Genomic DNA, 20,869 nt, shown 5'->3' with positions numbered 1-20,869 from the left:
ACGCCACGAACGACCATCCGACTGTATGGAACTCACCGTTACGGAGAACCTCGAACAGGAACTCCGCGTCGAGATCGCCGGCGAGGACCACACGTTCATGAACGTCCTCAAGGGCGCGCTGCTGGAGACAGACGGCGTCGCGGCGGCGACCTACGACCTGAATCCCGAGCAGTCCGGTGGCCAGACGGAACCCATCCTCACCGTCAAGACCGAGGACGGGACAGACCCAATCGACGCGCTGCAGGCGGCGGCCGTCCGCGTCCAGGAGAAGACCGACGCGTTCCGCACCGCGTTCGAGCAGGCGGCCTGATTCCTCGCCAGAGTTCTCAGCAGACGACGTAGACCACGTAGACGCGACCGTCAGGACCGACGTGGACGTCGACGCCCTGCCCCGTCGACGCGGTCTCGATGGCGGGGCCGGCGTGCGAGACGAGCGCGTCGAACAGCGCGTCGGCCAGTTCGGCCTCGGTTCCGTAGTTCCCTATGGCGGCCACGCCCCCGTCGGTCGAGCCGACGACGAACCGGGGTCGCGAACACGGGGGCGAGAAGTCGGAGAGGTCGCCCCGGACGGAGCCGCCGTCGTAGGACTGGACGACGCGTCGCTGGTTGGCGAACGTCGCCATCTCGGCCAGCGTCTCGTCGCGTTCGAGGCCGTCCGCGCCGCGTTCGGCCCGATAGGCGTCGGCGCGGTCCGCGATGCCCGACTCTACGGCCGAGAGGTTCAGGCCGTCGGCCCGGTCCGCGGACCCCGGAGCGTCTGTGACGCCCGGGCCGTCCAGCGCCACCGCCAGGTCCTCCGGGAGGGGCAGGACGCCCGTGGCGAACAGGGCGACGAGGAGGACGACGGCGGCGACGACGGGGAGCAGCGGCCTGGCGAGGTCCCGGTAGCTGGGCACCGCCAGTTCCTCGTCCAGGTCCTCGTAGTCCGGGCGGCGCTTCTCGAGGTCCATCCCGCCACACCGGGGGCAGGGCGGGTTGTACCTGGTCGACTCGCGCCCACACTCCGGGCACACCCAGACGAACCCGGTGTACTCGCCCGTCTCGCTCCCGCACTCGTCGCAGGGTGGCGACGTCGACAGGGACCCGCACTCCGAACACTCCCACGCCATGCTCGTCAGAACGTTCGACCGAGGAGGAAAGTAGTTGCCGATGGTACGGACCGACCCGGCCGGCGTCACGCCGGCCGGGTCAACAGACCGCGTGGACGACCCAGATGGTCCCGTCGGGGGCGACGTGGACGTCGACGCCGTAGCCGTACTGGCTGTTCTCCACGGCGCTCCACGTGGACGGATCACGGCCGACGTTCGACACGACGGCGTCGGCGAGTTCTCGTTCGGTGTCGAAGTCCTCGATGGTCGCGGCCAGGATGCCTTCGGACGTCGACGAGGACAGCAGCAGGTTGACCCGCCGCTGGCAGTCGGGTGCGAACTCGTCGGTCGTGCCGTGGACGCTCCCGCCCTCGTACGACCCGACGACTCGTCGCCTGTTCTCGAAGGTGGCCAGGTCGTCGAGCGTCGAGTCCCGTGCCAGCGTCGACCCCCCGCGTTCGGTGAGGCGTTCGTTCACTCCCTCGTGGACGGCGTCCTCGACGGCCGCCAGGTCCAGGCCGTTCGCCTCCTCGGCGTGCCCCGGCGCGTTCGAGACGTGCGGTCCCTGCATGGCGTTCGTCAGCGGGGCGGGGACGGCGACGACGCCGCTGAGCACCAGCGCGCCGACGAGCGCGAGGACGCCGAGGACGGGGAGGGCCGGTTTCGCGAGTTCGACGTAACTCGGACCCGCGAGTTCGTCGTCAATGTCCTGGTAGTCGTGGGGACGCTTCTCGAACTGCATCGACCCGCACCGACCGCACGGCGGGTTGTGACGCGATTGCTGTTTGTCGCACTCGGTACACGCCCAGACGAACCGTTCGTACGCGCCCGACTCCGACCCGCAGGCGTCACACGGCGGTGCCCTGCTGGTCGACCCACAGTCGTCGCACTCCCACGTCATAGTCGGCTAAACCCAGACCCGTACTGTTCAAAAACTTACTGGTACGTCGGTGAATTCAACCGTTCGACGACGCGCACGGACTCAGAGGCGAACCGGCACGCCGCGCTCGTCGAGGTACTCCTTCACCTCGCGGATGGTGTACTCGTCGAAGTGGAAGATGGAGGCGGCGAGGCCGGCGTCCGCGCCGGCTTCGGTGAACACCTCGTACATGTCCTCGGGGCCACCACAGCCGGAGGAGGCGATGACCGGCGTGTCCACCGTGTCACAGACCGCCTTCGTGAGCGGGATGTCGTAGCCGTCCTTCGTGCCGTCGGCGTCGATGGAGTTGACGAACAGTTCGCCGGCGCCGCGTTCGGCGGCCTCGCGCGACCACTCGACCACGTCGCGGCCCGTGCCCTCGCGGCCGCCCTTGACCGTACACTCGAACCAGCAGGACTCGCCGTCGACGGAGACGTAGTGCTCCCCGTCCTCGTCGTAGCGCCGGCGGGCGTCGACGCTGATGACGATGCACTGGTTGCCGAAGGACCGGGCGCCGGCGTTCACCAGGTCCGGGTTCGCCAGCGCGCCCGAGTTGATCGAGACCTTGTCGGCGCCGGCCCGGAGCGTCTCCTTGATGTCGTCCGTCGTCCTGATGCCCCCGCCGACGGTCAGGGGGATGAACACCTCGTCCGCGACGGCGCTAACAGTGTCCAGCATCGTCTCGCGACCCTCGGCCGAGGCGGTGATGTCGAGGAAGACGAACTCGTCCGCGCCCGCCTCGTTGTACCGGCGGGCCATCTCCACGGGGTCGCCCGTGTACGCGAGGTCCTCGAAGTTGACGCCCGTGTAGACGGCGGCGTCGCCGTCTTCGTCGAGGTCGACGTCGATGCAGGGGATGATGCGCTTGGTGAGAGCCATCTACTACCCCGACGTTCGCACGTGGCGGGTTTGACGGTTTCGACGGCGGCGGGATTCGATAGTTTCAGGTAGTCGGTCCAGATACTCCTGCGTATGAGCGACGAGACCGAGGACGGCGACCAGCACGACTCGCACGAGAGCAGCCACCTCGAGGGTCACGCCGAGACCCACTCCGAACGCGTCACCTCGCCGATGCAGGACTTCGGGATGGACAAGGTGGGTATCGGCTTCGTCGTCTTGCTCGTCGGCGTCGCAGTGACCGCCGCCGTTCCGCTGTTGCTGGTCTGACCGGGTCGAACCGACCGGCCGGGGACTCCCGGGCCGGTGACCGAACAGTTAGTAGGCCAGGCTTGCGAACTTCTGTCATGGGTATCGATGGACTCCACCACCTGGTCCTGCTCGTGGACGACGTCCCCGAGGGGGAGCGGTTCTACCAGGAACTGTTCGACGTGGACGTTCTCTTCCGGGAGGGGACGCTCGACGGCGAACCCGGGACCGTCCCCGACGACCGCTCGTGGCCGGCGGCGCAAGCAGCGGGCGTCACGCCGTACATGTCCTTCCTCGGCCGGGACGAGTTCTTCCTCGCCCTGGCGGCGGCAGACGACGGCGAGGACGGGACCGGCCGCATCGACCACGTCGCGCTGGCGGTCGACGACGACACGCTCGACTCGATAGCGGAGCGTGCGCGGGCGCAGGGGTGTCGGGTCGAGCAGACCGCCGGTCACCACTGCTTCGTCGAGGACGACCACGGCGTCGAGTGGGAACTGAACGCGGGGTCACGGCCGCCGAGTCGGACGTTCGGGGAACTGGACGTCTGAGGGGTCGTCCCCTCAGTAGTGCCACTCGAACCCGGAGAAGTCCGGGTCGCGCTTCTCGACGAAGGCGTCACGACCCTCCTGGGCTTCGTCGGTCATGTAGGCGAGTCGCGTCGCCTCGCCGGCGAACACCTGCTGGCCCACCATACCGTCGTCGGTCATGTTGAACGCGTACTTGAGCATCCGCATCGCCGTCGGCGACTTCGAGTTCATCTCCTCGGCCCACTCCAGGGCCACGTCCTCCAGGTCCTCGTGGGGGACGACCTCGTTGACCATGCCCATGTCGGCGGCTTCCTCGGCGTCGTAGGTCTTGCCGAGGAAGAACACCTCGCGGGCCTTCTTCTGGCCGACCTGCTTGGCGAGGTACGCCGAGCCGAACCCGCCGTCGAAGCTGGCGACGTCCGGGTCGGTCTGCTTGAACTTCGCGTGTTCCTCGCTGGCGATGGTCATGTCACAGACGACGTGCAGGGAGTGGCCGCCGCCGACCGCCCACCCGGGGACGACGCAGAGGACCGGCTTCGGGATGTGCCTGATGAGCCGTTGCACCTCGAGGATGTGGAGTCGCCCGCCCTCCGCCGCCTCGTCCCGGTCGGCGTCGTCGTCGCGGTACTCGTAGCCGGACCCGCCGCGGACGCGCTGGTCGCCGCCCGAGCAGAAGGCCCAGCCGCCGTCCTTCGACGACGGGCCGTTCCCCGTCAGCAGGACGCACCCGACGTCCGTCTGGCGCTTGGCGTGGTCCAGCGCGTCGTAGAGTTCGTCGACGGTGCCCGGTCGGAAGGCGTTCCGCACGTCCGGCCGGTCGAAGGCGATGCGGACCGTCCCGGAGTCGGTCGCACGGTGGTACGTGAGGTCGCGGTAGCCGCGGTCGACGACCGCCCACCGGTCGGGGTCGAACAGTTCCGAAACCATGGTCGGGTGTGGGGCGGGGCGGTCAAAATAGGTTCGCTTCCGTGGCCGGGCGGGCGATTACCAGTGCCGATAGTCAGAAGTGTTTTGAGCCCCCCCTGCGAAAGTGGACCAACCCCCACCACATCGCATGACGGAGACGTTCTACGACGTGCTCGGCGTCCCCTCCGACGCCACCCAGGCCGAGATCACCGACGCGTACCGCGACCGGGTCAAAGAGACCCATCCCGACCTCAACGACAGCGAGGACGCGAGCGAGCAGTTTCAGCGCGTCTCCGAGGCCGAGGAGGTGCTGGGCGACCCGGACGAACGCGCACGCTACGACCGACTCGGCCACGCCTCCTACCAGCGGACCTTCGGCGACCCCGGCGACCCTGGGGCGGCGGACACCGGCGACGACGGGCGCGATAGCGGTGCCGACGACGCCGCGTCGTCGGCCACCGACGACCACGGGTGGGCCGAAGACCTCTTCGGGAACCGGAACCACAGGCGGCGGTACCCTGGGTCGGACAGCGAGGCCACAGGCGACGGCAACGAGACCCGGCGAAGCTACTACGTCGGCGGCCCCGACTCGTCGTCCGGGTCGTCATCGGGTCCGGGGCCGACGTCGAGCGCGTCGACCTCGGCAGGCGGCGGCGCGAGCAGTGGCGGCGGTGCGAGCGGTAGCTGGTGGGCCAGCGGGTCCGTCGGATACGCTCGCCGGGCCGCGTGGGGACGGCGCGAGCACGTCTCGGCCGACGAGGACCGCGACTGGACCGGCTACTCGGTCCACGACTGGGACCAGGAGGAACTCCGACAGGACCCGGTCCGCGTCGGTCTGTCGCGCCACTCGCTCGGCATCGTCGGATTGACGTTCGTCCTGTACCCGCTCCTCGCGTACATGTCCGTCTCCCCGGTGGCCAACCTGCTGGTAAACGTCGTCGTCGCCGGGTGTACCCTGTTGCTGCTCGGCTTCCTGCTCACCGTCCCCCGGGTCTCGATGGTCGGGTTCGGCACGCTGAGCGTACTCGTCCCGCTGTGGCTCCTGTTCGTCGGGACGAACCTGCTCTCGCCGATGAGTCTCTTCCTCGTCGGCGCGTGCGTCGTCCCGTTCGGCTACTCGGTGCTGTTCAGCCGCGTCGTCGACTGACCGCCGTCGTTCGACGGTCGTCCCGTCGCCTCAGAACAGCGCCGCGACCGACTCGGCCAGTCGGTCGCGCGCCTCGTGACTCGCCCCCGAGTCGAAGGTGACCTCGACGACCTGGGTCCCCTCGGCCGCGAGGGCCTCGCGATAGGCCGACGCGAACTCGCCGGGTCGGACCCGCCGGAACGAGAGGTCGTAGATGTCGCCGGTCGGTTCGAAGTCGAGGCCGTGGGGCGTGACGAACTGCTCGGTGAACGGTGGGTCGAACTCCTCGATGGGGAGCAGGTGGAAGATGCCGCCGCCGTCGTTGTTCACGCAGACGACGGTCGCGTCGACGTCGCAGCGCGCCAGCGCCAGCAGGCCGTTCATGTCGTGGTAGTACGCGAGGTCGCCGGTGAGCACGACGAGGGGGTCGTCGGTCGCGCTGCCGGCGCCGAACCCCGTCGAGAGAATGCCGTCGATGCCACTCGCGCCACGGTTGGCCAGGACCGTCAGGTCGGCCTCACGGGGCGCACCGAACCGGTCCACGTCCCTGACCGGCATCGAGTTCGAGACGAACACGGTCGCCGGGTCGGGCGCGTCGGCGAGGACCCGGCGGGCGACAGCGCCCTCCAGCGTCGTCGCGAGGGCGTCGTCGCCGTCGAGGACGTCCGCGACGTGGTCCCAGTAGGTCGCTTCGGCGTCCGCGAGTCGGTCGCGGAACGCGGGGTCGCCCGGTTCGGAGACCGCGTCGGCGAGCGCCCGGGCCGTCGCGGCCGGGTCTGCGACGACGAGGTCCGAACAGACGAACTCGGCGTCGCGCCACGCCCCCACCGGGTCGACGAGGACCTGTCGCGCGTCGGTCGCCGCGAGCGCCTTCCGGACCGGTTTCGAGGTGGCCGACGCGCCGAACCGGAGGACGATGTCGGGGTCCAGGTCGACGGCCTCGACGTAGCCGTCGTAGCCGCCGAGCACCGGTGCGTCGACGACGTGTGCGCCGAAGCGCACGCCGGAGAGCGGGTCGGCCAGCACCGGGAAGTTCGTCGCTCGCGCGAGCGCCGCGACCGCCGGTCCGACGTCGTGGAGGTCGGTCGGGTCGGCCGGACCGGCGAGGATGAGGCCCGTCTCCGCGTCGTCGACGGCCCGTGCCAGCGCGTCGAGGTCGGCGTCGGCGAGCGTCGGGCGGCCCTGGACCCGCCGGACGTACGGGCCACGGTCCCGACCCTGCGAGGCCCGGGCGTCGCCGTCGTCCCAGCCCTCGGGCACGTCGCCGGGAACCGGCGTCGGCTCCAGGGGCTTTCGGAACGGGCAGTTCAGGTGGACCGGGCCGGCGGGCGTGCCCGTCGCCTCGGCGAGCGCGCGGGCCGCGTCGGTCCGCAGGCGACGGAGTTTCCGGGGCGTTGCCTCGGGTTCCGGCAGGTCTCGGTACCAGCGCACCGCGTCCCCGTAGAGTTTCTCCTGGTCGACGGTCTGGTTCGCCCCCGAGTCGCGGAGTTCCGGCGGACGGTCGGCCGTCAGTGCGAGCAGGGGGACCCGGGCCTGGTTCGCCTCGACGATTGCGGGGTGGAAGTTCGCCGCCGCCGTACCGGACGTACAGACGAGCGCCGTCGGTTCGCCGGTGCGTCGCCCGCGACCGAGCGCGAAGAAGGCCGCAGAGCGCTCGTCGAGGAGCGAGAACGTCTGGACGTCGTCGTGTGCGTCGAACGCGACGGTCAGCGGCGTCGACCGACTCCCCGGGGCGATGCAGGCCGCAGAGAGGCCGCCCTCGGCGAGTTCGTCCACCAGCGTCTCCGCCCAGAGGACGTTCCGGTTTGGAGCCGTCATTCGAACTCGTCAAGCAGCGGTCGGTACTTCAGTTGCACCTCGTCCCACTCCTCTTGCGGGTCCGAGTCGCCGACGATACCGTTCCCGGCGTACAGCGTCGCGCGCCCGTCGCCCGCCAGACCGGACCGGATGCCGACGAGGAACTCCCCGTCGCCGTCGGCGTCGAACCAGCCGATCGGGGCGGCGTACCACCCGCGTTCGAACGTCTCCACGTCGCGGATGGTCTCGGCCGCCGCGTCGGGCGGGAGTCCCCCGACGGCGGGCGTCGGGTGCAGCGCCGCCACGATGTCGAGGACGTGCGTGTCGCGGTCCAGTTCGGCCGAGATGGGCGTCCGGAGGTGCTGGATGTTGTTCAACTTCCGGACGCTCTGTTCGCCCTCCGTGACAGTCCCGAGGGGGTCGAGTTGCTCGCAGATGGCGTCGACGACGAGGCGCTGTTCGTGCTGTATCTTCTCCGACTCGACCAGCGACGCGGCCAGTTCGGCGTCGGCCTCGGGCGTGCCACCGCGGCCGACCGACCCCGCCAGCGCCTCCGTCTCGACGTGCGTACCGGTCTTCTCGACGAGTCGCTCCGGCGGCGCGCCGAGGAACCCGGCCGCCTCCGTCGGCTGGACGAGGAACCGATAGCAGTTCGGGTACGTCCGGCGGAGTCCCTCCAGCACGTCCGGCAGGTCGACCGGGCCGTCCAGGTCGACCTCGAGCGCACACGCCAGCACGACCTTCTGGAGCTGGCCGTCGCGGATCCGCTCGACGGCGTCCGCGACCTGGGCCGTCCACTCCTCCTTCGGCGTCGTCCGGCGCGTCGAGGCGACGCCCGGCCTGCTCCCGGCCGGTTGCATCTTCGGGAGGTCGGCCACCTCGTCGACCGCCCGCGTCAGTTCCAGTTCGACCTCGTCCGGGTCGACCTCGGCCCCGTACCGGTTCACGGTCAGCCAGGTGCCGTGGTTCGTCCGGGTCAACTGTACCGACGGGAGGACGAACTCGGCGGCCCGGAAGCCGGTCCACGGTGGGTCCGGTTCGTGGTCGTCGAGGAATGAGAACCCCCCGACGAGACGCGGGCGTGGCGCGTCGTCGTCGGTGCAGTCGGCCGCGTCGAACAACTCCTCGGCGGCGTCGCGGACCGACTCGAAGCGGTCCGTCCCGCTCGCGGTGACGCGTGCCGCGACGCCCGCACCGGCCAGTTCGAGTCCCTCGGGGCTGGCCCAGTGCAGTCGTGGCGGGGCCTGCGACGCGAGGAACGCCCGATAGGAGACGTCCGGGATGGACCTGCTCCGACTGACGAGCGCGGCGTCCTCGCGCGTCGGCGGGGGCGCGACACTCCCTTCACTGCCCGCTCGTTCCATTGCAGTCAACTCAGGAGCAGGCCGTCTAAAACGTGTTCATTGCTCGTTAGCTGTACCGCTCCTCGTTCCAGGGGTCCGCCGTGTTCGAGTAGCCCCTGCGCTCCCAGTAGCCGCGTTCCGGTTCGGTGAGGAACTCGACGCCCGTGACCCACTTCGCGCCCTTGTAGGCGTACTTGTGCGGCGTGACGACCCGGAGGGGACCGCCGTGTTCTCGGGGGAGGTCGTCGCCGTCGAACGCCCACGTGAACAGAACCTCCTCGCGCATGCACTCCGAGAGGGGGAGGTTCGTCGTGTAGTCGTCGAGCGCGGAGAACATGACGTGCGTGGCGTCGTCGTGGACGCCCGCGCGCTCGGCCAGTTCGGGGAACGTGACGCCCGTGAACTCGCAGTCGAACTTCGACCAGCCCGTGACGCAGTGGAAGTCCTGGCGCTGGGTCACCGCCGGCAGGTCGCGGAACGCGTCGTAGTCGAACGTCAGCTCCTCCTCGACGGCGCCCGAGACGCGGAACTCCCACGTATCCGGGTCGAACGGCGGCGTGCCCCCCTTCGAGAGCACCGGGAACTTCGACGTCTCGCGCTGGCCCGGCGGGAGTCGGTCGGCGCCGAACTCCTCGTAGAGGTCGGTCACGTCTGTGACGGTCATACCGGTGGGTGAGTGCTCCGCGACCGTAGGGGTGACGGAACCGGCCCAGCAGGCGCAGGCAGGCGCGTATCGGCCGCTCCGCCGGCGGTACCCTCCCCAACAGGCTTAAATACCACATCACCGAAGCCCCTACCACTGATGCCAAAAGTCGAAATCAATATCCCCGAACATCTCGAGATGCAGATAACGCAGATGGTAGAACAGGGGGAGTTCGTGAACCGCGAGGAGGCCATCGAGGACCTGCTCGCGACGGGTCTGAAGGCGTACAAGACCAGCGGCCCGATGGACGACGACGAACCGGGCGGTGGCTTCGAGGACGACGGGATGATGGGCCACGAGGACGAGTACGTCTTCTGAAGTTCTCTCGGGTGGTGTGTGCGGGTGGGTCCGTTCTCGCCGATTCGAGTCCGTCGAGCACCCGGTGCGTCTCCGGTCGATAGCGTCCCTCGGACGAACGTCGATTCGACGACTCGTCAGCCTGGCGTCCGTTCGCACCAGATTCGGCGGGTTTTTGCCCCGACGGGGGCGACCCAGTCTCGATGACTGACAGACGGCTGGTCGGCCACCTCCGGACGCTGGCGCTCGTCGCGGCCGGTGGCTTCGCCGGTGCGAACGCGCGCTACGGCGTCGCCGTCGTCCTCGCTGGCCTGCCGACCGGACTGGTCGGGACCCTCGCGGCCAACGTCGCCGGGTGCGTCCTGCTCGGGTTCCTCCTCTCGCTCGAAGACGGGGCCGTCTCCCGTCGGGCACGCCTCGCCGTCGGGACGGGCTTTCTCTCCTCGTTCACCACCTACAGCACGTTCGCCGTCGACACCGCGACCAGTCCACCGGCGCTCGCGCTGGCCAACGTCGGCGCGAACTACGCGCTCGGGTTCGCAGGCGTCGCACTCGGCCGGCTGCTCGCCCGGGAGGTGTCGGCGTGAGTCTCCCGCCGTCGGTCCTGGTCGGGGTCGGCGGTGCCCTGGGCGCGGTGGCCCGGCAACTGGTCTCGGTCAGACTCACCCGGAAACGTGAGGTGGTGCCCCGGGGCACGTTCGCGGTCAACGTCGCCGGCAGTTTCGCCCTCGGACTCGTGACCGCCCTCGGCGTCGGTGGCGACGTCGCCCTGTTCGTCGGCACCGGCGCGTGCGGCGCGTTCACCACCTTCTCGTCCTTCGGGGTGGCGACCGTCGACCGACTGGAACGCGGGCAGTGGCTGGCCGCCGTCGCGAACGCGCTCGGGACGCTGGTCGCCTGCCTGCTGGCCGTCGCGCTCGGGTTCGCCGTCGCTGCGCTACTGGGGTCGGCGAACCTGTGGTAGTGCCGCCTCAGAAGAAGAACGGCACGAGGTGGAAGATGGCCTCGCCGCCGGCCACCCAGACGACGAGGCGGCCGATGCTCCCGACGAACGTCGCGAGCGCGAACTTGAGGTAGTCGCGTTCGAGGACGGCGAAGGCGTAGATGGAGAGCGTGTCGGGGAAGAACGGCACCGAGAGCGCCATCGCCAGGCCGGCGTAGCCGTACTTCCGGGCGAGTTCCACGGTCGCGTTCTCGGACCACTCGACGATGTCGAACCGCGACCGTTTGAGGAAGCGGACGATGGGACCGGCCTCCTTCGCCTCCTGGCCGATGTGGAAGGCGAAGACGCTCCCGACGGCCTTCCCGAACCCGCTCGCGACCATGATGAAACCGGTCTCGACGTAGCCGGGGAAGCCGAGGTGGAGTTCGGGGACGAGGACGACCTCGCTCGGAAGGGGGAGGACGAACGCGATGAGGAAGGAGTAGACCGCGATGATCCCTAGACCGGCCCAGCCGGTCGCCGTCTCTACGGCATGTGCTAGCCACTCGTAATCAATCAGCGCGTCGAGGACCACCGGGTCGTGGAGGGCGGTGGGAACGGCTGTGAATGCGGCGGCCACTGACCACCAGTCACACCCGACGAAACCTAAGTGTTGATATTCGCGGTGGGCGTGAGCCTGTCGACGTCGGAGACGAAGGCCGCCAGCATCTCCCGGGTGACGTGGGGCATCATGACGACGCGCATCTCGTCGTCGCCTGTCGTCGAGACGCGCCACCCCGCGTCGCGGAGTCCCTCGAACAGGCCGGACGGGACGTCGACGGTGACGAGCGGGAGGTCCGGTTCGACCACGTCGAAGCCGCGGTCGCCCATGGCGTCGGCGTACCACTCGGCGTTCGCCATCGACCGCTCGTACTGCTCACGGTACCCGTCCGGCCAGAGTTCGTCGAGGACCGCGGCGGCGCTGGCGACGCCTGCGCCCGAGCGCGTGCCGGTCAGCGTGGCCTGCTTCGCGGATTCGAGGTACGGCGTGTCCACCGCCAGCGCGTCGAACAGGGCCTCGTCCCGGGCGAGGAGCCCACCTGCGGGGATGGCGGCCTGCCCCATCTTGTGGGGGTCGATGGTCATCGTGTCGACGTCGGCGTGGCCGAAGTGCCACTCGTGGTCGGTGAACGGGAGGACGAACCCGCCCCAGGCGGCGTCGACGTGCAACATCGCACCCACCTCGTCCGCGAGGTCGGCGAGTATCGGGATTGGGTCGACCCGGCCGTACTCGGTCGTCCCGGCGATGCCGACGACGAGCGCCGTGTCCTCGTCGCAGAACCGACGCACCGCCCCCACGTCGACGGTGAGGTCGTCCGTCATCGGGGCGACTCGGAGTTCCACCGAGAGCACGTCGGCGGCCTTCTGGAAGGAGAAGTGGGCGCTCTCGGGGACGACGACGTTCGGCGTGCTCGTGACGGCCCGGTTCCGTGCCATCCGGACCGCCTGGATGTTCGCCTCGGTGCCACCGCTGGCGATGTAGCCCGCCGGGTCGTCCAGTCCGACGAGCGAACCGAGGGTGGCGACGGCGTCGTCTTCGAGGTCCGCGACGGCCTGGTACGTCGCGGGGTCGCCTGGGTTCGTCGCGAGGTACCGTTCCGCGGCCTCGCGTGCGACCGGGTGTGGCTCGGTACACATCGAGGAGAGCACCCGGTCGAACTCCTGTGGCTGGCCGCGCATATCACTACGTTCGGGTTGCGGAATTTAGGGATTGCGTTCTGGGAAGACGCCGCCAGTGCCGCGTCGGCCCCCGTCAGCGAACCGAGTCGAGGACGAGTTTCTGCTCGGTGCGCTTGACCTCGTGCTGGACGTCGCGGACGGCGTCGATGTTCGCCGAGATGCTGGAGACGCCCTCGTTGACGAGGTGTTGCACCATCTGGGGCTTCGACCCGGCCTGGCCGCAGATGCTCGTTCGCACGTCGTGTTCGCGGCAGGTGCTGATGGTCTGGGCGATGAGCTGGAGGATGGCCGGGTGGAGCTCGTCGAACCGGTCGGCGACGTTCTCGTTGTTCCGGTCGACCGCGAGGGTGTACTGGGTGAGGTCGTTCGTCCCGAAGGAGGCGAAGTCGATGCCGGCCTCGGCCATCTCGTCGACCGACAGCGCCGACGCCGGCGTCTCTATCATGACGCCCCAGCGTCGCTTCTTCGGGTCGATACCGGCCTCCTCCATCAGGTTCCGCGCCCGGATGACGTCCTCCGCGTCGTTGACGAGCGGGAACATCACCTCGACGTTGTCGTAGCCCATCGAGAACAGGCGACGGAACGCCTCGAGTTCGTGCTTGAACACCTCCGGTCGGTCGAGGCTCCGACGGATGCCCCGGTAGCCGAGCATCGGGTTGTGCTCCTCGGGTTCGTCCTCGCCGCCCTCTAGCTGGCGGAACTCGTCGGTCGGCGCGTCGAGCGTCCGGACGCGGACCGGACGGGGGTAGAACTCCTCTGCGACGCGCTGGACGCCCTCGACTATCTCGTCGACGTAGGCCCTCGCGCCGTGGTCCTCGACGTAACGTTCGGGCGTCTTGTTCGTCGACATTATCATGTGCTCCATCCGGAGCAGGCCGACGCCGTCGGCGCCGGTCGCGGCCGCGCGTTCCGCGGCCTCGGGGATGGAGACGTTGACCTTGACCTCAGTCGCGGTCATCGGCTTGACGGGGTTCTGCGGACGGACCTCCTCGACGGGTTCGCGCTGGGCCGCAGGTTCGATTTCGCCCTCGCGAATCGTCCCCTTGTCGCCGTCGATGGTGATCATCTGGCCGTCTTCGAGCATCGACGTGGCGTTGCCGGCACCGACGACGGCCGGGACACCGAGTTCGCGGGAGACGATGGCGGCGTGGCTGGTCATGCCGCCCTCGTCGGTGACGATGCCGCCGGCACGGCGCATCGCCGGCACCATGTCCGGGGTCGTCATCTCGGTGACGATGATGTCGCCCTCGCCGACCTTGTCTAGCTGGTCGAGTTTCTTGACGATGCGTGCTCGGCCGGACGCGATGCCCGGACTCGAACCGAGGCCCTGGACGAGGACGGTCGCGCTGGCACCGCTCCCGTCGGCCACGCTCGCGTCGCCCGCGTCTTCCGGGGCACCGCCGATGTCGGCGTCGACGCGGGTCTCGTCCGCCTCGCCGACCTCGCCCTCGTCGATGGTGGTGATGGGTCTGGACTGGAGCATGTAGACGTCGCCGTCGTAGATGGCCCACTCGACGTCCTGGGGGGTCCCGTAGTGGTCCTCGACGGTGATGCCGATGTCACGGAGCTTCCCGAGTTCCTCGTCGTCGAGCACCCGTGCCTCGCGCTCCTCCGATGAGACGTCGACCTCGACCGTCTGGCCCGTCTCCGGGTCCTTGATCATCTTGACCTTCTTGTCGGCGACGGTCACCTCGTCGACGTGGCCGGACTCGCGGTCGAGGTGGTAGTTGTCGGGCGAGACGCTCCCGGAGACGACGGCTTCACCGAGTCCCCAGGCGGCCTCTACGATCATCGTCGGCTCGCCCGTGGAGGGGTGGCTGGTGAACATGACGCCCGACTTCTCGGCGTCGACCATCTGCTGGACGACGACGGCGATGTTCACCTCGTCGTGGGCGAATCCCTGCTGGGTCCGGTAGTAGATGGCGCGCTGGGTGAACAGGGAGGCCCAGCACTCGCGGACCCGCTGGAGCAGGTCCTCCTCGGTGACGTTGAGGAACGTCTCCTGCTGTCCGGCGAAGGAGGCGTCCGGGAGGTCCTCCGCCGTCGCGGACGACCGGACGGCGACGAAGGAGTCTCCCTCGCCGAGGTCTGCGTAAGCCGCGAGTATCTCCTCGCGGAGTTCCTCGGGGAACTCGGTCCCGAGGATGAGTTCGCTCGCGCGTGCTTCGGCTTCGGCGAGCGCGTCGGTGTCGTCGACGTCGACGTCGACGGCCTCGAAGAGTTCGTCGTCGATGCCGGCGGTTTCGATGAACGTCCTGTACGTGTCCGCCGTGACCACGAATCCCGGTGGCACGGGAAGCCCGGCTGCTGTGAGTTCGCCGAGGGACGCTCCTTTACCCCCGACCGCTTCCAGGTCGTCGGCACGGATATCGTCCAGCCAGAGTACTGCCATTCGTGTTTCAAGGAATCCCGCCACGATTAAAGAAGATTCCGGGAATAGACGGCCGATTCTCACTCGAAATCGAGTGAAGATTCGCCCGGAGGGGCAAGAGTTGCCGGGCTTTATCTCTCGGCCGTCGCGTGATAAAACTAGTCCCGCCGCTACATCATCGGCGACCCCATCACTTGTCACTCGTGACGTCGAAGGACCCGTATGGGTAGCGACGGGCTCGTCGAACTCGACCAGTTCTGCTGGGTCACGCTCGCGAAGTACAACCTCGCGCTGGCGACCGGGTTCGGTGCGCTGGCCGTCCTCGCCCGGACGCCCGTCGTCGACAGCACCGCACTCGTCGTCGAGAACGCCGCGCTCGCACTGCTGTTCGGTGCCATCCAGACATACGCCTGGCTGTCGGCGTGAGTCCGGGCCGGAACCCGAAAGAAAGACCCACTCGGCCGACGACAGGCCGACCATGGAGTACGAGAAGCCGCTGTTCTTCGAGATTATGGCGTATGCGGTCCGCGCCGACCGCGACGTGGTGGACATGGTCAGCGGGAACCCCGACTGGGAACCGCCCTCGTCGCTCCGCGAGGGGCTGCACGAGTACGCCGACCTCGACTCCCTCGAGTTCCAGTACCCGCCGTCGGAGGGGCTTCGCGAACTTCGCGAGGAGATCGCCGCCCGCCGGGGCGTCGACGTGTCACAGGTCGTCGTCACGAACGGCGGCGGCGAGGCGAACTACCTGGCGATGGCGCGGGCACTGGAGCTCGGGGCCGGCGACGAGGTCGTCCTGACAGACCCAGTCTACCCGTATTACCCGGGCAAGACCTCGATGCTCGGCGGGAAGCAACGGTTCGTCCCGGCCGACCCCGACGGCCACCTCGACCCCGACCGCGTCCGGGCGGCGGTCAACGAGGACACCGCCTGCATCGTCGTGAACTCGCCGAACAACCCGACGGGTGCGGTCTACGCCGAGGAGACGGTCCGAGAACTCGTCGCCATCGCGGAGGAGAACGACGCCATCCTCGTCAGCGACGAGGTGTACGACCACTACGACCTCTCCGGACGCTTCACGAGCGCCCTGACGGTCGACTCGCCGAACCGCATCGTGACGAACTCCTTCTCGAAGACGTTCGCCATCACGGGCTTCCGGGTGGGCTACGCCGTCTTCCCGGACGAGCACGTCGAGGCCGCGAAGGCACGGCACATGCTCGTCAACGTCGCCGGAAGCCGACCAGCGCAGTACGCCGTCCACCGTGCGCTCCGGGACACCGACCCGGCCTACCACGAGGCGAACCGGGAACTCCTCCGCGAGCGCGTCGAGACGTTCACCGACGCGCTCGACGCGGCCGGCGCGTCCTACACCGAACCCGACGGCGCGTTCTACGTGATGGCGCGGTTCGAGGGCACGCCCGGCACCGTCGAGAACACGAAGCGCCTGATCGACGAGGCCGGCGTCGCCGGGATGCCCGGTGAGGCCTTCGGCGAGGCGCGGGCCGACTGGTTCCGGTTCGCGCCCGTGACCCCCCGCGTAGAGGAGGCGGCGAACCGACTGGCCGACTACTTCGACTGACCCGTCGACCTGCTCGCGCGACCGATTAGTACACAAGTCGTCGCCCGATACCCCCCTGCATGAGCGACATCAGCGTCGAGGCGGTCGACGAGGTCGAGGCGGCCGAGGAGCCGTCGGAGGCGGTCCACGGTAGCGACGTCGACGTCTCGGTCGTCGACGACGAGACGACCGCAGACGCACTCGACGGCGTCGACGCCCCCGAGTACGTCCTCTACGGCGGGAAAGGCGGCGTCGGGAAGACGACCATGGCGGCCGCGACGGCCCTGGCGAGCGCCGCCGACGGGACGCGTACCCTGGTCGTCTCGACCGACCCGGCGCACTCACTCTCGGACACCTTCGAGACGGACGTCCCACCGGAACCGACCCGGATTCGCGACGACGTACCGCTGTACGCGGCAGAGATCGACCCCGAGGCCGCGATGACCGATGGCGCGGCCGTCTTCGGCGGCGGCGCGGCCGGCCAGGATGCGGGAACCGGAGTGGCCGACGACGACGACCCGTTCGCGACCGACGACACGGGCGCGGCCGGTCCGATGGGCGGACTCGGCGACCTGCTCGGCGGCGACGGCGAGGGTCCGATGGACGCCCTCCTCGGCGGCGCGATGCCGGGTGCGGACGAGGCAGCGGCCATGCAACTCTTCCTGGAGTACCTCGACGACCCACGGTTCGACCGCGTCGTCGTCGACACCGCACCGACCGGCCACACGCTCAGACTGCTCGAACTCCCCGAGATAATGGACACGATGCTCGGCCGCATCGTGTCGCTTCGAGAGCGTCTCGGCGGTCTGATGGGCGGCCTGAGTGGGATGTTCGGTGGGGACGACGGAGAAACGCGACAGTCGCCGGACCTGGACGAACTCTCCGACCGGATCGAACGCCTCAGGGCGGTCCTGCGGGACCCCGGTCGGACCGACTTCCGCATCGTGCTGGTGCCCGAGGAGATGAGCGTCTTCGAGTCCCGACGGTTGCTGGCTCAACTCGACGAGTTCGACATCCCCGTCGGCACCGTCGTCGTCAACAAGGTGATGGAGGACCTCGCCGACGTGACGGACGACGTCGACGCGGAAGAGTTCGTGCAGCCGAGCCTCGACACCTGCGAGTTCTGCCAGCGACGGTGGGACGTCCAGCAGCGCGCGCTCGCGGAGGCCCAGGAGCTGTTCCGCGGTCACGACGTCAGGCGCGTCCCGCTGTTCGCCGACGAGGTCCGGGGCGAACGGATGCTCCGCATCGTCGCCGCGTGCCTGGATTGAAATACGAAACCGGGACCATACCCTGCGTGTCCTGAGATGCTCGCCACGCGAGGGTCCGCGGTAGTACGGCACAGCCTCGCGTGACGGACCTCGTGCCGTCTGTTCGCCACTCCATCCCGTCGACGCGACGCCGTCAGGTCCCGGGTCCTTCGACGACGACGACCCGCAGGTCGTTCACGTTGGTCCCCGTCGGGCCCGTCCGGAGCGTCGCCGACCGCGAGTCGAGGAAGCCGAGGCTGTCGTTCGCATCGAGTGCCTCCAGGGCGACACCCGGGTCGTCGGCCGTCCCCCCGTCGACCAGCGCCCCGGCCACGTCGGTCGAGCCGTCCCGACCGTCGGTGTCGACGGCGGCGACTGCGACGTCCTCGGCCCCGCGTAGCGTCAGCCCTGCGGCCAGCGCGAACTCCAGGTTCGGCCCGCCGGTGCCGTCGCCACGGACCGTCACGGTGCACTCGCCCCCGGAGAGCAGGACCACCGGCGGTTCGGCCGGTTGACCCGTCTCGTGGACCTCGCGAGCGATCGCCGCGTGGAACCGGCCCGCCTCGCGCGCCTCGCCCTCGACGCTGGCCGAGAGCACCATCGCCCGATATCCCTGCTCACGGGCGGTCTCTGCGGCCGCCGAGAGCGCCGTGTGGGCGTTCGCCAGCAGGTGGTAGGCGGTCCGGTCGAACGTCGCTTCACCCGGCTTCGGGGTCTCCGGGACCTCACCGCCGACGCCGCGCTCCAGCCGGTCCCGGACCGGCGGTACGTCCACGCCGTACCGGTCGACCACGTCGAGCGCGTCGGCGAACGTCGTCTCGTCACCCACGGTCGGCCCACTGCCGATCACTGAAGGGTCGTCGCCGACCACGTCCGAGAGCGCGAGCGTGAGGACGGTCGCCGGGGTGGCCGCCCGCACCAGCTGGCCGCCCTTGAGCGTCGAACAGTGCTTGCGGACCGCGTTCAGTTCGTCGACGGTCGCACCCGCATCGAGGAGTTCTCGGGTCACCTCGCGCACGTCTGCCAGCGTCAGCGGTGGCGCAGGTGCCGGCAACAGCGCGCTCGCGCCGCCGGTGAGAGCGACGACGACGAGGTCGTCCGCGCTCGCCCCCTCGACGCACTCCCGGACCCGCCGTGCGCCGTCAGCACCGCGCTCGCTCGGGACAGGGTGGTCGCCGACGACGACGGACACCGGACCGGCGTCCGCTGGTTCGTCAGAGACCACGACGCCGTCGTCCACCGCGTCGTCGAGTTCGTCGACGAGGGCCGCCGCCAGCCGGCCCGCGCCCTTCCCGGCACCGACGAGGAGGATGCGCGAGAACGACGCGAGGTCGTACGCCTGGTCGGCGACGGTCAGCGTCTCGTCGGCCACCGCGACGCCGTCTTCGACGGCCCGTTCCGGGGTGGCGGCCTCGATGCCCGCCTCGACGCAGTCGACGGCTGTCTCCCGGGCCGGAGTCGTCGCGACGCGCTCTCGATTCTCGACGGCCATGGTGTCTAGCTGGCGAAGCGGCGGAACAGACGGAGCGCCACGTCCCTGAGCCGGTCGGGGAGAAATCGTGCGAGTGACCCGTACTTCGCGGCGGCACCCACCGAGTAGCGCGTCGCGGGTTCGGTACTGCTGGCGGCGTTCACGATGACCGACGCGACACGTTCGGGGTCGACCGCCAGCGGTCCCTCGCCGGTGACCATGCCCGCCTCCTCGTAAATCTCGTAGAGGTCGGCGTACGCGTCAGAGCGTGGCAGGTCGTCGACCTCGGCGTCGGCCCGGTCGGTGAACTGCGTCTCGACCGGGCCGGGTTCGACGACGACGACGTCGACGTCGAAGGGGTCGAGTTCCGTCCGGAGCGAGTCGCTCATCGCCTCGACGGCGAACTTCGAGGCGGAATAGACGCCAGCACCGGCCACGGCGAGCCGGCCGGCGAGGCTGGAGACGTTGACGAAGGTACCCATCTCCGCCTCGCGCATGTGCGGGGCGGCGGCGCGGACGAGTCGGTGCTGGCCGTACACGTTGACGTCGAACTGCTCGTGGACCTTCCTCGTCGGGACGTCCTCGACCGGTCCGAGCTGGGCGTAGCCGGCGTTGTTGACCACGCAGTCGAGTCGGCCCGCCTCGTCCACGACCCGGTCGACTACGCGTTCGACCTGGCCGCGGTCGGTCACGTCGAGTTCGGCCGTCTCGCAACCGGCCGCCGCGAGGTCCTCGACGTCGTCGGTATCTCGTGCCGTCGCGTAGACCAGCCAGTCCTCGTCCAGGAACGCTTCTGCCGTCGCCCGGCCGATACCGGACGAACAGCCGGTGATGAGTACGGTCTCCAGTTTCGGCTCCGGCCGTGACGACTCCTCGTCATCCGGCGTCGCGGTCGCCGACCCCGACGAGTCCGCGTCCTCGTCTCCTGTCATGGTCCCGGATTTGCCCGGGAGGTACCTAAGTGTCGATGGTTCGTTTCACCTCGTCGGCGTACGCGTCGGCGAGCCTGGTCGGTTCGGGGAGTTTGTACCCCGCACAGGTCGCCTCGACCAAGTCTGCCGCCGTCTCCGCGCCGACGCGGTGGCCCGGACTGACGTACAGCGGGTTCACGTGGCGGTTCGACGAGTCGTACTGCTTCGTCTGGACGGCGTAGCCGATGCGGGTTCCGGCGGGAGCGTCGACGCGCCCGTCCGCGTCGATGCCGACGCGCGTGCCGGCAGGGAGGTCGGCTGTCGAGTCGACGGGGGTCCCACAGAGCAGGTTCTTCGCGACGCCGACGCTCGGCAGGTCGAGGATGACGCCGAGGTGCGTCGCCAGCCCCGCCTGTCGGAAGTGGATGCGACCGCTCCCGTCGAACAGCACGCAGTCGGGGTCGGTCTGGAGTTCCTCGAACGCCGCGAGGATGGGGCCACCCTCGCGGAACGAGAGCAGGCCGGGGATGTACGGAATCGAGAGCGGGGTGACGGCGTGGGCGCGTTCGACGACCGTCTCCCCGCGCGTGACGACGACGGCGCTCACGGCGCGGTCGTCGCCGAGGAACGCCTGGTCGACGCCCGCCACGAGGGGACCCACGTTTGTACCGACCAGTTCGACGTCGAAGTCGAAGTCGTCGTCGAATATCGCCGCCTGCGCGACGGCGCGTTGCTGGGCCTCCATCTCCTCTCGGGTTGCGGAGGGGTCGGGCACGAACTCGGTCCGCATC

23 protein-coding genes are annotated in these 20,869 nt (G+C 69.4%); 10 read left to right on the top strand and 13 right to left on the bottom strand.

Going from position 1 to position 20,869, the window contains the following annotated elements; genetic code table 11:
* Positions 1-25: 25 nt before the first annotated feature.
* Positions 26-310: a DNA-directed RNA polymerase subunit L gene (locus ACSC1W_RS03545; RefSeq protein ID WP_435345483.1), complete on the top strand. Its 285-nt coding sequence runs from the start codon at positions 26-28 to the stop codon at positions 308-310.
* A 16-nt stretch (positions 311-326) separates the two neighbouring features.
* Here ACSC1W_RS03545 and ACSC1W_RS03540 read toward each other — a convergent pair whose 3' ends face one another.
* The 3 genes from ACSC1W_RS03540 to hisF all read right to left on the bottom strand — a co-directional run bounded on the left by ACSC1W_RS03540 (position 327) and on the right by hisF (position 2,886).
* Positions 327-1,109 (bottom strand): hypothetical protein, encoded by a 783-nt coding sequence (locus ACSC1W_RS03540; protein ID WP_435345482.1) that lies wholly within the window; start codon positions 1,107-1,109, stop codon positions 327-329.
* 79 nt (positions 1,110-1,188) lie between these two features.
* Positions 1,189-1,989: a hypothetical protein gene (locus ACSC1W_RS03535; protein ID WP_435345481.1), complete on the bottom strand. Its 801-nt coding sequence runs from the start codon at positions 1,987-1,989 to the stop codon at positions 1,189-1,191.
* An 81-nt stretch (positions 1,990-2,070) separates the two neighbouring features.
* A complete protein-coding gene (gene hisF / locus ACSC1W_RS03530; RefSeq protein ID WP_435345480.1) occupies positions 2,071-2,886 on the bottom strand; it encodes an imidazole glycerol phosphate synthase subunit HisF in 816 nt (271 codons plus the stop codon).
* A 93-nt stretch (positions 2,887-2,979) separates the two neighbouring features.
* Between hisF and ACSC1W_RS03525 the strand changes: the two genes are divergently transcribed.
* Both ACSC1W_RS03525 and ACSC1W_RS03520 read left to right on the top strand, forming a co-directional pair.
* Positions 2,980-3,174 (top strand): DUF7550 family protein, encoded by a 195-nt coding sequence (locus ACSC1W_RS03525; RefSeq protein WP_435345479.1) that lies wholly within the window; start codon positions 2,980-2,982, stop codon positions 3,172-3,174.
* Between the two features lie 77 nt (positions 3,175-3,251).
* A complete protein-coding gene (locus ACSC1W_RS03520; protein ID WP_435345478.1) occupies positions 3,252-3,704 on the top strand; it encodes a VOC family protein in 453 nt (150 codons plus the stop codon).
* Positions 3,705-3,716: 12 nt separating this feature from the next.
* Here ACSC1W_RS03520 and ACSC1W_RS03515 read toward each other — a convergent pair whose 3' ends face one another.
* Positions 3,717-4,610, bottom strand: coding sequence for a 1,4-dihydroxy-2-naphthoyl-CoA synthase (locus ACSC1W_RS03515; protein WP_435345477.1), 894 nt, complete (start codon positions 4,608-4,610; stop codon positions 3,717-3,719).
* 127 nt (positions 4,611-4,737) lie between these two features.
* Between ACSC1W_RS03515 and ACSC1W_RS03510 the strand changes: the two genes are divergently transcribed.
* On the top strand, positions 4,738-5,736 hold the full coding sequence (locus tag ACSC1W_RS03510; protein WP_435345476.1) for a J domain-containing protein: 999 nt from the start codon (positions 4,738-4,740) through the stop codon (positions 5,734-5,736).
* 30 nt (positions 5,737-5,766) lie between these two features.
* On the opposite strand, the gene menD is transcribed toward ACSC1W_RS03510, so the two are convergent.
* Genes menD through ACSC1W_RS03495 form a run of 3 tightly spaced genes read right to left on the bottom strand, consistent with a single transcriptional unit; the run spans position 5,767 to position 9,519 of the window.
* Entirely contained in the window at positions 5,767-7,533 is a 1,767-nt protein-coding gene (menD, locus tag ACSC1W_RS03505) for a 2-succinyl-5-enolpyruvyl-6-hydroxy-3-cyclohexene-1-carboxylic-acid synthase (RefSeq protein ID WP_435345475.1), read from the bottom strand.
* Entirely contained in the window at positions 7,530-8,876 is a 1,347-nt protein-coding gene (locus ACSC1W_RS03500; protein ID WP_435345473.1) for an isochorismate synthase, read from the bottom strand. The genes menD and ACSC1W_RS03500 overlap by 4 nt, the downstream gene beginning before the upstream one ends.
* Positions 8,877-8,922: 46 nt before the next feature.
* The gene (locus tag ACSC1W_RS03495; protein ID WP_435345472.1) at positions 8,923-9,519 is read right to left on the bottom strand and encodes a sulfite oxidase-like oxidoreductase; all 597 of its coding nucleotides are present in this window, start codon (positions 9,517-9,519) and stop codon (positions 8,923-8,925) included.
* Between the two features lie 138 nt (positions 9,520-9,657).
* Between ACSC1W_RS03495 and ACSC1W_RS03490 the strand changes: the two genes are divergently transcribed.
* The 3 genes from ACSC1W_RS03490 to crcB all read left to right on the top strand — a co-directional run bounded on the left by ACSC1W_RS03490 (position 9,658) and on the right by crcB (position 10,819).
* Positions 9,658-9,876 (top strand): ribbon-helix-helix domain-containing protein, encoded by a 219-nt coding sequence (locus tag ACSC1W_RS03490; protein WP_435345471.1) that lies wholly within the window; start codon positions 9,658-9,660, stop codon positions 9,874-9,876.
* 182 nt (positions 9,877-10,058) lie between these two features.
* Positions 10,059-10,442, top strand: a complete 384-nt coding sequence (locus ACSC1W_RS03485) for a fluoride efflux transporter FluC (protein WP_435345470.1) — start codon at positions 10,059-10,061, stop codon at positions 10,440-10,442.
* Entirely contained in the window at positions 10,439-10,819 is a 381-nt protein-coding gene (gene crcB, locus ACSC1W_RS03480; RefSeq protein ID WP_435345468.1) for a fluoride efflux transporter CrcB, read from the top strand. The genes ACSC1W_RS03485 and crcB overlap by 4 nt, the downstream gene beginning before the upstream one ends.
* Before the next feature lie 7 nt (positions 10,820-10,826).
* Here crcB and ACSC1W_RS03475 read toward each other — a convergent pair whose 3' ends face one another.
* The 3 genes from ACSC1W_RS03475 to ppsA form a co-directional block, all read right to left on the bottom strand.
* A complete protein-coding gene (locus ACSC1W_RS03475) occupies positions 10,827-11,372 on the bottom strand; it encodes a YqaA family protein (protein ID WP_435346005.1) in 546 nt (181 codons plus the stop codon).
* 71 nt (positions 11,373-11,443) lie between these two features.
* Positions 11,444-12,517: a tyrosine decarboxylase MfnA gene (gene mfnA / locus ACSC1W_RS03470; protein WP_435345466.1), complete on the bottom strand. Its 1,074-nt coding sequence runs from the start codon at positions 12,515-12,517 to the stop codon at positions 11,444-11,446.
* 73 nt (positions 12,518-12,590) lie between these two features.
* Positions 12,591-14,909 (bottom strand): phosphoenolpyruvate synthase, encoded by a 2,319-nt coding sequence (ppsA, locus tag ACSC1W_RS03465; protein ID WP_435345465.1) that lies wholly within the window; start codon positions 14,907-14,909, stop codon positions 12,591-12,593.
* Positions 14,910-15,110: 201 nt separating this feature from the next.
* Between ppsA and ACSC1W_RS03460 the strand changes: the two genes are divergently transcribed.
* Genes ACSC1W_RS03460 through ACSC1W_RS03450 form a run of 3 tightly spaced genes read left to right on the top strand, consistent with a single transcriptional unit; the run spans position 15,111 to position 17,717 of the window.
* Positions 15,111-15,314: a hypothetical protein gene (locus tag ACSC1W_RS03460; RefSeq protein ID WP_435345463.1), complete on the top strand. Its 204-nt coding sequence runs from the start codon at positions 15,111-15,113 to the stop codon at positions 15,312-15,314.
* A gap of 52 nt (positions 15,315-15,366) precedes the next feature.
* Positions 15,367-16,467: a pyridoxal phosphate-dependent aminotransferase gene (locus ACSC1W_RS03455; protein ID WP_435345461.1), complete on the top strand. Its 1,101-nt coding sequence runs from the start codon at positions 15,367-15,369 to the stop codon at positions 16,465-16,467.
* A gap of 59 nt (positions 16,468-16,526) precedes the next feature.
* Positions 16,527-17,717 (top strand): ArsA family ATPase, encoded by a 1,191-nt coding sequence (locus ACSC1W_RS03450; protein WP_435345459.1) that lies wholly within the window; start codon positions 16,527-16,529, stop codon positions 17,715-17,717.
* A 133-nt stretch (positions 17,718-17,850) separates the two neighbouring features.
* Here ACSC1W_RS03450 and ACSC1W_RS03445 read toward each other — a convergent pair whose 3' ends face one another.
* The 3 genes from ACSC1W_RS03445 to ACSC1W_RS03435 are packed head-to-tail and all read right to left on the bottom strand — an operon-like array spanning position 17,851 to position 20,868.
* Positions 17,851-19,188, bottom strand: coding sequence for a glycerate kinase type-2 family protein (locus ACSC1W_RS03445; protein ID WP_435345457.1), 1,338 nt, complete (start codon positions 19,186-19,188; stop codon positions 17,851-17,853).
* Between the two features lie 5 nt (positions 19,189-19,193).
* Complete coding sequence (locus ACSC1W_RS03440; protein ID WP_435345455.1) at positions 19,194-20,099, bottom strand: SDR family oxidoreductase; 906 nt, start codon at positions 20,097-20,099, stop codon at positions 19,194-19,196.
* A gap of 25 nt (positions 20,100-20,124) precedes the next feature.
* Entirely contained in the window at positions 20,125-20,868 is a 744-nt protein-coding gene (locus ACSC1W_RS03435; protein ID WP_435345454.1) for an endonuclease V, read from the bottom strand.
* Between the last annotated feature and the right edge of the window lies 1 nt (position 20,869).

The organism is Haloarchaeobius marinus (genome assembly GCF_051207415.1).
Lineage (GTDB): Archaea > Halobacteriota > Halobacteria > Halobacteriales > Natrialbaceae > Haloarchaeobius.
This window is presented reverse-complemented; position numbering and strand designations above follow the sequence as displayed.